At 41.3% G+C, this 10,907-nt stretch carries 11 protein-coding genes; 10 read left to right on the top strand and 1 reads right to left on the bottom strand.

Annotated features, from left to right (window positions below; translation table 11 throughout):
• The 5 genes from ON073_RS19115 to hemB form a co-directional block, all read left to right on the top strand.
• The coding region (locus ON073_RS19115; RefSeq protein ID WP_274763478.1) for a twin-arginine translocase subunit TatC at nt 1-169 on the top strand (169 nt) is incomplete at its 5' end.
• A 1-nt stretch (nt 170) separates the two neighbouring features.
• Nucleotides 171-692, top strand: a complete 522-nt coding sequence (locus ON073_RS19110) for a hypothetical protein (protein WP_274763477.1) — start codon at nt 171-173, stop codon at nt 690-692.
• Between the two features lie 4 nt (nt 693-696).
• The gene (locus ON073_RS19105) at nt 697-1,479 is read left to right on the top strand and encodes a TatD family hydrolase (RefSeq protein WP_274763476.1); all 783 of its coding nucleotides are present in this window, start codon (nt 697-699) and stop codon (nt 1,477-1,479) included.
• Nucleotides 1,479-3,284, top strand: coding sequence for a sensor domain-containing diguanylate cyclase (locus tag ON073_RS19100; protein WP_274763475.1), 1,806 nt, complete (start codon nt 1,479-1,481; stop codon nt 3,282-3,284). Before ON073_RS19105 ends, ON073_RS19100 begins: the two co-directional genes overlap by 1 nt.
• Nucleotides 3,284-4,297, top strand: a complete 1,014-nt coding sequence (hemB, locus tag ON073_RS19095; RefSeq protein WP_274763474.1) for a porphobilinogen synthase — start codon at nt 3,284-3,286, stop codon at nt 4,295-4,297. Before ON073_RS19100 ends, hemB begins: the two co-directional genes overlap by 1 nt.
• A 17-nt stretch (nt 4,298-4,314) precedes the next feature.
• Here the strand turns inward: hemB and ON073_RS19090 are convergent, their stop codons facing one another.
• The gene (locus ON073_RS19090; RefSeq protein ID WP_274763473.1) at nt 4,315-4,488 is read right to left on the bottom strand and encodes a hypothetical protein; all 174 of its coding nucleotides are present in this window, start codon (nt 4,486-4,488) and stop codon (nt 4,315-4,317) included.
• A gap of 261 nt (nt 4,489-4,749) precedes the next feature.
• Here ON073_RS19090 and cysG point away from each other — a divergent pair, with 261 nt between their 5' ends.
• Genes cysG through cysC form a run of 5 tightly spaced genes read left to right on the top strand, consistent with a single transcriptional unit; the run spans nt 4,750 to nt 10,875 of the window.
• Entirely contained in the window at nt 4,750-6,174 is a 1,425-nt protein-coding gene (gene cysG, locus ON073_RS19085; protein ID WP_274763472.1) for a siroheme synthase CysG, read from the top strand.
• Between the two features lie 37 nt (nt 6,175-6,211).
• Complete coding sequence (cysD, locus tag ON073_RS19080) at nt 6,212-7,111, top strand: sulfate adenylyltransferase subunit CysD (protein WP_010561473.1); 900 nt, start codon at nt 6,212-6,214, stop codon at nt 7,109-7,111.
• Nucleotides 7,111-8,529 carry a sulfate adenylyltransferase subunit CysN gene (gene cysN / locus ON073_RS19075; RefSeq protein WP_274763471.1) on the top strand — a complete coding sequence of 473 codons (1,419 nt, stop codon included), beginning with the start codon at nt 7,111-7,113 and terminating at the stop codon, nt 8,527-8,529. The genes cysD and cysN overlap by 1 nt, the downstream gene beginning before the upstream one ends.
• 2 nt (nt 8,530-8,531) lie before the next feature.
• The gene (locus ON073_RS19070; RefSeq protein ID WP_274763470.1) at nt 8,532-10,256 is read left to right on the top strand and encodes an SLC13 family permease; all 1,725 of its coding nucleotides are present in this window, start codon (nt 8,532-8,534) and stop codon (nt 10,254-10,256) included.
• 22 nt (nt 10,257-10,278) lie between these two features.
• Entirely contained in the window at nt 10,279-10,875 is a 597-nt protein-coding gene (gene cysC, locus ON073_RS19065; protein ID WP_274763469.1) for an adenylyl-sulfate kinase, read from the top strand.
• Nucleotides 10,876-10,907 lie beyond the last annotated feature (32 nt).

Genomic DNA, 10,907 nt, shown 5'->3' with positions numbered 1-10,907 from the left:
ACGCCCATACGTAGTGGTAGGCGCATTTGTCATTGCGATGTTTTTAACACCGCCAGATGTGTTATCACAAACGCTATTGGCTATTCCCATGCTAGCCCTTTTTGAGTTAGGCTTACTGCTAGCTGGTTTTTACCAAAAAAATACGGACTCAGAAGAGGTCAAAAACTAAAATGAAAAAGTTACCTATCCTTATTTTCTCAGTACTTGCATTACCTTTAAGTGCTGTAGAGATTAATACACAAGCTTTAAAAGCCTGTAGTTTTGTAGAAAATGACTTTCAGCGTCTGCAATGCTATGACCAGGTAATCGCAGGTAAAGAATTAACAACGACCAAAAAAGGCAAAGCTGCAAAAAGTCAAGTAAACGTTCCTGAGCATTCAGCCGCCCCTGCACCAGTTAAATCAAAAAGTGTTGAAACTGCACCTAAGAAAGCTGAAGACAATTTTGGTTTAGAACACCGTAAAGTTGAAAAGCAAGGTGATGAGATTACATCTGTAGTTACCAATGTGAAAAAGCACCCTCATGGTGAACTGATTGTTACCTTAGAAAACGGCCATATTTGGCAACAAATTGGCAATGATCGATTTATCCTTAAAGAAGGTGAAACGGTAGTGATCTCTCGCGGAATGTTTAACTCATTTATTATGAAAGTTGAAGGTCGCAATAGAGGCATCAAAGTTAAACGCAAATAGTTTTATGCGCTACTTTGATATTGGAGTAAACCTGAGCAGTGAACAATTTGCTAAAGACAGAGCAGATGTAGTTAGTCGCGCCCGTTTAGCGGGTGTTGATAACATGTTGCTTATTGGTTCCAATATCCAAGATAGTCGGCAAGCAATTGCACTTGCAAACGAGTTTTCACTTATTGCAAGTGCTGGAATCCACCCTCATGATGCAAAAACAGCTGAAGGTGATTATTGCCAAATAATCCAAAATCTTGCCGATCAAAATCCCCTTGTTGCAGCTATCGGTGAGTGTGGTCTTGATTATAATCGCGACTTTTCACCTCGCGATAAGCAACGCGAAGTTTTTGCAGCGCAAGTCGCACTTGCAAATAAACTTAATAAACCGCTCTATATGCATCAACGTGATGCCCATCATGATTTTTTAGCCATAGTTAAAGAAGCTCAAGTTCCGGGTGTTGTCCATTGTTTTACTGACAGTGAAGAAGCTTTAGAGACTTACTTAGAACTCGGTTTTTATATTGGTATTACGGGCTGGCTTTGTGATGAGCGCCGTGGCGATACATTACGAAAATTACTGCCGCGCATTCCTCTTGATAAACTGCTATTTGAAACTGATGCCCCCTACCTTTTGCCTCGAAATATCAAGCCAAAACCTAAGTCAAGACGCTCTGAACCTTTGCATATTGAATATGTAGCAAAACAGGCAGCTGAATTATACCAACGTCCTTTAGAAGAAGTTGCAAACGCTGCATTTTACAATGCCCATAAACTGTTTGGTTTGGAGTTAGCATAATGCGATTAATCGCGATTTTGTGTTGGCTGTTCTCTTTTACACTGCATGCTAATACCTTAAACAGTAAACTGCATGGGCATACCGAGCTTAATTATGAATACAGCATCGCTAATGTAAGTTCACCACAAGACATTCCTGCATCAGCATGGCAGCGTGTTGAAGGTGGACAAATCAATTTAGGGTTAGGCACCTCCCCTGTTTGGCTAAAGTTCGCTATTGTTAATAACACAGCGACGCAGCAAGACTTATTTTTATTCAACGCTTTTGTTCATATTGATAAATTAACGCTTTATCACAAAGAGCGCAGTAAGCTATTTACCCAAAGAGAATTGGGTGACAGTGTGCCAATAAAAACACGTTATTTAAAAGATGCTGATCAGATATTTAAACTCAGCTTAGCGCCTAATCAAAAACAAGAGTATTACATCAAAGCTCAAACTGCCGGTGTAATGAAATTAAATTTATCGCTTTGGCAACAAGATAAATACATCGAACAAAAAGCCAGATTCAATCTAATAATGGGCCTTATTTTAGGTGTTATGTTTGCATCTTCACTGATTCTATCGGTGCTTTTTTTCATAACCAAAAAACAAACGTTTGCGCTTGCGGCGGTATTTAACATTTGTGTTTGGCTATTATTTGCTTGGCTACTTGGATATGTTTATCGCTATATTTCAGATCAAGGGTTTTGGCTGGTACATACCGTGATGCCGGCACTTACTATTTTTGTTTTAATCCCACTTAATATTTTAACTGAGCGCCTGCTAGGTTTGCACAGCCTTGCCAAGCCTCTAGTCGCATGCCTTAGAATAACACTCGGTATAAGCGTCGCTTTAGTGCTGATATCACCTTTATTAAGTTACACCCTTGCACTCACTGTGGCGGTAGTATTTGCCCTATTTCATATTTTAATATTGTTGCTTGTAACAGGTATTCGTGCACAAAAACGCGATACTAAAGCTCAGTTATTGGTTGTCTGTATTTTACCGCTACTAATAACCATGCTGTACAAAGGCGCATTGATATTTTCCTATAGCATCTTCTTTAGCCAATTGATGGTATTGTTTGGCATAAGTTACCTAATAAGCTGTATTACCTTAACACTCATAGCTATCAGCCAATACATTCAACAACGCGACATAAAAGTAAGTGAAACGATTCGCTTACAAGAACAACATCAAGAAGAATTGGAAAGCAAAATCCAAGAGCGTACTTTTGAACTGGAAGTAACTTTACGCGAGCTGCAAGAAAAGAATTTAGAACTAGAAGAACTGAATACATTAGATTCACTGACCGGATTAAGAAACCGCCGCCACTTTGATAAAAAAATCACCATGGAGTTTCGCCGCTCTCGCCGTGAACAAACTCCATTAGCTGTAGTGATGCTCGATATTGATCACTTTAAACCAATCAATGATGAATACGGGCATCTCGCTGGTGATGAAGCAATAAAATACGTGGCAGCCAGTATCAAAGGTGCGCTTCGTCGCCCATCAGATATCGCGTGCCGCTATGGTGGTGAAGAATTTGCACTGATATTACCTAACACCGATGCTGAAGGTGCAAAGTTAGTGTCTGAAACAATTCGTAAGAGCATTGCAAAGCACGCAATTAAGACAAGTTCTGGCGATGTTAAACTAACCATAAGTGCTGGCATATTTAGCCATATTGCTGACGCAAGTTTAGATCCAAATCAATATACCGACTGGGCAGATAAAGCACTCTATCTAGCCAAGCAACAAGGTCGAAATCGCGTGTGTTTTGCTAACTCGACCCAGTCACCCAACGATACCGAGGAGTTATAATGGCCCAATCAGGTTTAGATTTATTCCCATATGCACGTATGCGTCGCATGCGTAAAGACCCATTTTCACGTAAGTTAATGCAAGAAAATGTGTTAACACCAGCGGATCTAATTTACCCAGTTTTTGTTTTAGAAGGCAAAGGGCGTCGCGAGAAAATTGACTCTATGCCAGGTATCGAGCGACTTTCAATCGACTTACTTATCGAAGAAGCAAAAGAACTAGCAGCGCTTGGCGTGCCTGCCATGGCAATTTTCCCTGTTACGCCATCTGACAAAAAGTCGCTAGAAGCTGAAGAAGCCTATAACCCAGAAGGTTTAGCACAGCGAACGGTAAAAGCACTTAAGCAAGAAGTACCGAGCATGGGCATTATTACCGACGTTGCGCTTGATCCTTTTACTGTACATGGTCAAGACGGCATTATCGATGAAAGTGGCTATGTATTAAACGACATCACTACCGATATTCTAATTAAGCAAGCATTGTCTCATGCAGAGGCTGGTGCTGATGTTGTTGCCCCATCAGATATGATGGATGGCCGTATTGGCGCAATTCGCGAAGCACTTGAAGAAGCTGGCTTTATTAATACGCGTATCATGGCTTATTCAGCTAAATATGCTTCAAGTTACTATGGCCCATTTAGGGATGCGGTTGGCTCAGCTGGCAACTTAAAAGGTGCTGACAAGAAGACCTATCAGATGGACCCTGCAAACTCTAACGAGGCACTACGCGAGGTTGCATTAGATCTGCAAGAAGGTGCCGATATGGTGATGGTGAAACCAGGTATGCCATATCTTGACGTTGTGCGCCGCGTGAAGGACGAATTTGGCGCACCAACCTTTGCATATCAAGTGAGTGGTGAATACGCGATGCATATGGCAGCGATTCAAAATGGCTGGCTTGCAGAAAAGCCGGTGATTATGGAGTCATTACTAGCATTCAAACGTGCCGGCGCTGATGGCATTTTGACTTACTTCGCGAAAAAAGCGGCGGTTTGGCTTAACGAAAAAGACTAAGTCAACCTGAGCTAAGATTAAATAAAAGCAGCGCCATAACACAACACAGCTAACACCAGCCCGGCACCTGCCCGTTGTAAATATACAGCCCTCATTTCTCCTTTAACCCAATAGGCATACATAAACTGCAAAAAGCAGGTCGCGGTTGCACCAAAACACGCAAAAAGGCATAAATAAATTGCTTGCAGCATGGTTGTCCTATAAAGAATAAAAAGCTTATATCTAATAACTATAATGGCTAATCCACTATTAAGACAGTTATTTAATTCAAAGCCCTTGTTTTTACTTGCTTAAACCAAAATGAAAGTTGATATATAACCAAAAGGAATATAGTCGGGTTTAAAGTTATTTTTTTCTTTGATAACTCTTCTCTATGCTCCATGCTAAATCTTTTACCCAGTTACGCAGTAATCGGGTAAAGCAGTACGAAATTCGTTTTTAGGGGACAACTCGTGGATTATTTTCCAATTTTTACCAAGCTTGAAAACAAGCCTGTATTAATTGTCGGCGGTGGTGAAGTCGCACATAGAAAATGCCAAGCTATGTTGCAAGCAAATGCAAACATAACCCTGGTTGCACCTGAATTTTGTGCTGAGTTAATTACACTTAATAACAGCAATAAAGTAACGCTGATACATGATTATTTTTCAGAGCAGCACATCAGCAACCAAAGTTTAGTAATTGCCGCCACCGATCTTGAAACGGTTAATAAAGCAGTTTTCGATGCCGCCGAAGCAAAAAATATCTTCGTAAATGTGGTAGATGATCAACCAAAGTGTAGCTTTATTTTTCCATCAATTGTGGATCGCAGCCCTATTACGATTGCGATTTCGAGCGCAGGTAAAGCACCAGTGCTTGCGCGTCGCTTACGTGAAAAGCTTGAAACCATTATTCCACAGCATATTGGCCCGTTGGCTGAACTTGCAGGCAACTTCCGCGATAAAGTTAAAAGCCAGTTAGATAGCTTTAGCAAACGTCGTATGTTTTGGGAAAAAGCATTTACTTCAGATGCAGTAGCGCAAGTTGCTAAAGGCGATATCGCTGGGGCAGAACAGACATTTGAGAACATCTTAGGCGGTGACAATCAGTTAAGCGGTGAAGTATTTGTTGTTGGTGCAGGTCCAGGCGACCCAGAGCTATTAACAATTAAAGCACTGCAAGCAATGCAAACTGCTGATGTTATTGTATACGACTATCTTGTATCTGACGAAATTATGGCTTTGGTGCGTAAGGATGCAGAGTTAGTGTGTGTTGGCAAACGCTTAGGTAATCACAGTGTGCCACAAGATGAAATCAACCAAATCTTGGTTGAGCTTGCTAAGCAAGGTAAAAAAGTATGCCGTTTAAAAGGTGGTGACCCGTTTATCTATGGTCGCGGCGGTGAAGAAGTACAAGAGCTGGCAAAGCACCAAATTGCGTTTCAAATTGTACCTGGAATAACGGCTGCGGCAGGTTGTTCAGCCTATGCTGGAATTCCATTAACACACCGTGATTATGCTCAGGCAATCCAGTTTGTTACTGGCCACTGCAAGAAAGAAGGACAAGAGCTTGATTGGCAATCATTAGCAAAGGCAAATCAAACTCTCGCTGTTTATATGGGTGTGATAAAATCGCCGCATATTCAAGCAAAACTGATTGAATATGGGCGCGCACCTGAGACACCTGTAGCGATTATTGAGAACGGCACACGTAAAGAACAGCGTGTGGTAACAGGTGAGCTCAATGACTTGGCAAATTTAATTGAACGCGAGCAAATTAAATCGCCAGCATTACTGATTATTGGTGAAGTAGCCAACCTTAGCAAAGAGCTTGCTTGGTTTGGTAATTCACAGCAGACACATTTGGCGAGCAGCCAGCTGCTCACCAATGCGGCATAAAGAATTTAGAATTAACTTTACGTTTTAGGACAAAATCATGGCATTAACCCATCTTCAGCAACTCGAAGCTGAAAGTATTCAAATTATCCGCGAGGTTGCGGCTGAGTTTGAAAACCCTGTGATGCTTTACTCAATCGGTAAAGATTCATCGGTGTTATTGCACTTAGCGCGCAAGGCTTTTTACCCAGGCAAAATTCCTTTCCCACTACTGCACGTAGATACCGATTGGAAGTTTCGCGAAATGATCGAGTTTCGTGACCGCTTAGCAAAAGAATACGATTTTGAACTAATTGTGCACAAAAATCCTGAAGGGATTGCTATGGGTGTTGGCCCATTTACCCACGGTTCATCTAAGCACACTGACATTATGAAGACTCAAGGCTTAAAACAAGCACTTGATAAGTATGGCTTTGATGCGGCATTTGGTGGCGCACGTCGTGATGAAGAAAAGTCACGTGCAAAAGAGCGTGTGTATTCGTTCCGTGACAAAAACCACCGCTGGGATCCTAAAAACCAACGCCCAGAACTGTGGAGCAACTATAACGGTCAAGTAAATCCGGGTGAAAGCATTCGTGTATTCCCACTATCAAACTGGACTGAACTTGATATTTGGCAGTACATCTACCAAGAAAACATCGAAATTGTGCCTCTTTACCTATCGGACAAACGCCCTGTTGTTGAACGCGATGGTTTACTTATCATGGTTGATGACGAACGTATGCCATTACGTGAAGGCGAAGAGCCAGAGCTACGCTCTGTACGTTTCCGTACCTTAGGCTGTTACCCACTAACAGGTGCGGTTGAGTCTGAAGCAAATACCTTAACTGGCATCATTGAAGAAATGTTGTTATCAACATCATCAGAACGCGAAGGCCGTGCAATTGACCACGATTCGTCTGGTTCTATGGAAAAGAAAAAACGTGAGGGCTATTTCTAATGTCGACAGCAAATGAAGTAAGAGAATTAGGTATTGAGCAATACCTATCGCGTCAACAAGATAAAAGCTTATTGCGTTTATTAACCTGTGGTAGCGTAGATGACGGTAAATCAACACTAATTGGCCGTTTGTTACACGACAGCCACCAAATTTATGAAGATCAGCTAGCAGCCCTTCATAAAGATAACGAAAAAGTAGGTAACGCAGGTGAAGAACTTGACCTTGCGCTTCTTGTTGATGGTCTGCAAGCAGAGCGCGAGCAAGGTATCACAATTGACGTTGCTTACCGTTATTTCTCAACCAATAAGCGCAAGTTTATTATTGCTGATACACCGGGGCATGAGCAATACACGCGCAACATGGTGACCGGTGCATCTACCGCAGATCTAGCCATTATTTTGGTTGATGCGCGCTACGGTGTGCAAGTACAAACCAAACGTCACAGCTTTATTTGTGACTCATTAGGCATCAAGCAGTTTGTTGTAGCAATCAACAAAATGGATATCGTGGATTTTGATGAAGCCGTTTACAACAAAATTCAGCAAGACTATTTAGACTTTGCTGAGCAACTTAATGTTGAAGACATTCGTTTTATCCCAATGTCAGCTTTAAAAGGCGATAACGTTGTTACACGCTCTGAAAAAACACCATACTACACGGGTGCACCGCTACTAGAATTACTTGAAGATTCGCCTGCAGCTGCAGCTAATACTGAGTTTGAAGCGCGTTTACCAGTACAACTTGTTACACGTCCTAACCTGAATTTCCGTGGTTTCCAAGGCACTTTAGTTGCGGGTGAATTAGCTGTTGGCGATACAGTAAAAGCATTACCTTCAGGCAAAACGTCTACGGTAAAAGAAATTGTAACCTTTGATGGTAACTTAGCGCATGCTGAAGCAGGTCAGGCAATTACCTTAACGCTTAATGACGAAATCGATATTAGTCGTGGTGACGTTATTGTACCAGCTAATAGTACAGCTAAAATTTCAAACCGCTTGCAAGCTAAGCTAGTATGGATGCACGAAGCACCGTTAGTGTTAGGTAAAGAATACAACGTTAAGTTAGCAACTAAGAAAACAACTGCGAAAGTGGTTGCGATTGATCACACCATCGATGTGAATACACTAGCGCATGGCCAAGCAGATAGTTTACAGCTTAATGAAATTGCGATTGTTACAATTGAAATTGATGAGCAAGTGCTCGCTGATGCCTACGTAGCAAACCGTGAAACAGGCTCATTTATCTTGATTGATCGCTTGTCAAACCTAACCGTTGCGGCTGGCATGATTGAACAAGTACTTGACACTGCCGATGCACAACAAGCACCATCTAATTTTAGCGCCTTTGAAGTTGAGTTTAATGCACTTGTGCGTAAACACTTCCCACACTGGCAAGCAATTGATATTTCAAAGCTTTAAATATGTATCAGCAAGTCAGCCTTAGCCTTATTATGTTTGTTTTAGTCGCCTGCCTTTTTGGCACGCGACTTAAGCCTGCATGGGCTTTTGCTGGCGCGATTAGTGTAAGTTATTTAGCAGGCCTGATTGATTTAGAAGGCGTACTAATTAACTTCACTAATCCTTCTTTAATCACCTTAATATTGTTGATTTTGATAAGTATTGGTATCGAAAAAACAGCATTTGTACGCAAGTTGTCGACTTCCTTAGCAAAAGGAAGCTTATCAAAATCAGTAACAAAACTCGGTTTATCTACCGCCTTTTTATCCTCTTTTACAAATAATACCGCCGTTGTCGCGAGCCTTATTTCTGCGGTAAAAGAAAATAAAACACATGCACCGTCAAAGTTACTTTTACCTTTGTCATATACCGCGATTCTTGGTGGAACACTAACTTTAATTGGCACCTCAACCAACCTTATTGTAAATGGCTTTGCTGTTGACGCTGGCATGGCTCCACTGGGCTTTTTTGATTTTACTTTAGTCGGGCTTGCGGTTCTGAGTGCCGGTTTAATTGCTATTTTGCTGCTATTAAAGTTTTTACCTAATTATCAAGAAGCTGACGATGAAGTCACACCGTTTTACCTCGAAGGCAAAGTAAAATCGAGCTCCAAGCTAATTGGTAAAACAGTTGAAGAAAACGGCTTACGTGAATTAAAAGATATCTTCTTGGCTGAAATTATTCGCGGAGAAAAACGTATTGCAGCCGTTACACCTAAGCAAGTAATTAAAGCTGGTGATATTTTACTGTTTTCGGGCGACTTAAAATCAGTGCCATTATTGAAGCAGTTTGATGGCTTAGAGGTTATCCACGATAAACACGAAATGGCAGTTGAACACTTTGTTGAAGTTGTTATCAGTCACAGTAGTTCATTAGTAGGTCAAACGCTCAAAGATGCGAATTTTCGTAAAGAATTTAAAGCTGCGGTAGTGGCTATTCGCCGCGGCCATAGTCGTTTAGAAGGCAGTTTTGCCAATATTCAATTACAAGCTGGCGACAGCCTTATTTTAGCGCCAAGCAGCGACTTTCAATCGAATAAAAAACTAAAACGTGAATTTGTTTATATCTCTGGGCTTGACTTGCAAAGTCACCTGGATGAAAAACAATCTCACTTTATTTTTGCTGGCTTTATCGCAGTTATTGCACTCAGTATTTTCGACATTGTGCCGCTTGTTAAAGGCTTAATTGTATTACTAATTGCATTTATGTTGTGGGGGGTGGTTTCGGTTGGTGAGGTAAAACGCCGTTTTCCACTTGAGCTTTTTGTTATCGTTGGTAGCGCCATAGGCCTTGCAAAATTGATGATTGATACCGGTGTGGCAGCTCAAATTTCAGAGTTTGTGTTAAGTTTAGTAGGTCAATTTGGCCCCTATACAGCCCTTGTGGTTATATTCTTATTAACTCTACTGTGTACTGAACTTATAACCAATAATGCAGCAGCTGCGCTGTCGTTCCCTATCGCCTACTCATTAGCAATTGGCTTTGGCGTGAGCCCTCTGCCATTTATTATGGCTGTGGCGTTTGGCGCATCAGCTAGCTTTATTTCACCGTTTGGTTATCAAACAAATCTAATGGTGTACAGTGCAGGCAATTATCAAGTTAAAGATTACATTAAAGTTGGCATTCCAATGTCGCTGGTGTACTCCATTACAGCACTGATCTTTATACCTATTGTTTTTCCATTTTAATTAACGGATTGTAGAACCTATTATGAGTGACGAAAATATCGTTTGGCACAACTACCATGTTGAGAAATCAAACCGCGTAGCGCAAAAAGGCCATAAGCCATGCATTTTATGGTTCACAGGTTTGTCAGGTTCAGGTAAAAGTACTGTTGCTAATGCACTTGAAACCGCTCTTCATGAAATGGGTATTCATACCTACTTACTCGATGGTGACAATGTACGCCATGGGCTTTGCGGCGACCTTGGTTTTAGTGATGAAGATCGTCAAGAAAATATCCGTCGCGTAGGCGAAGTTGCTAAGTTAATGGTTGATGCAGGGCTTGTTGTACTAAGCGCATTTATTTCACCATTTCAAGCCGAACGTAAAATGGTACGTGAGCTTGTAGAAGACGGAGAGTTTATTGAAGTTTTTTTAGATACCCCGTTAGCTGTGTGTGAAACACGTGACCCAAAAGGGCTTTATAAAAAAGCGCGTGCAGGTGAAATTAAAAACTTTACAGGTATTGATTCAACCTATGAAGCACCAGAGAATGCTGAAATTATACTTGATACAGGCGCTAATTCAGTTGCCGATTCAGTAAACCAAATCATTACTGCTTTGAAGCAACGCCAAATAATCTAAGTTATTTTTTCTCGACTTGTTGCAGCAAGTCG

The organism is Pseudoalteromonas sp. G4, assembly GCF_028875915.1.
Classification (GTDB): Bacteria; Pseudomonadota; Gammaproteobacteria; order Enterobacterales; family Alteromonadaceae; genus Pseudoalteromonas.
This window is presented reverse-complemented; position numbering and strand designations above follow the sequence as displayed.

What these genes read in the sequence shown, in the direction of transcription:
- ON073_RS19110 (WP_274763477.1), top strand. Translation starts at nt 171, where the DNA reads ATGAAAAAGTTACCTATCCTTATTTTCTCAGTACTTGCATTACCTTTA.
- ON073_RS19105 (WP_274763476.1), top strand. Translation starts at nt 697, where the DNA reads ATGCGCTACTTTGATATTGGAGTAAACCTGAGCAGTGAACAATTTGCT.
- hemB (WP_274763474.1), top strand. Translation starts at nt 3,284, where the DNA reads ATGGCCCAATCAGGTTTAGATTTATTCCCATATGCACGTATGCGTCGC.
- cysD (WP_010561473.1), top strand. Translation starts at nt 6,212, where the DNA reads ATGGCATTAACCCATCTTCAGCAACTCGAAGCTGAAAGTATTCAAATT.
- ON073_RS19100 (WP_274763475.1), top strand. Translation starts at nt 1,479, where the DNA reads ATGCGATTAATCGCGATTTTGTGTTGGCTGTTCTCTTTTACACTGCAT.
- cysC (WP_274763469.1), top strand. Translation starts at nt 10,279, where the DNA reads ATGAGTGACGAAAATATCGTTTGGCACAACTACCATGTTGAGAAATCA.
- ON073_RS19090 (WP_274763473.1), bottom strand. Translation starts at nt 4,488, where the DNA reads ATGCTGCAAGCAATTTATTTATGCCTTTTTGCGTGTTTTGGTGCAACC.
- ON073_RS19070 (WP_274763470.1), top strand. Translation starts at nt 8,532, where the DNA reads ATGTATCAGCAAGTCAGCCTTAGCCTTATTATGTTTGTTTTAGTCGCC.
- cysN (WP_274763471.1), top strand. Translation starts at nt 7,111, where the DNA reads ATGTCGACAGCAAATGAAGTAAGAGAATTAGGTATTGAGCAATACCTA.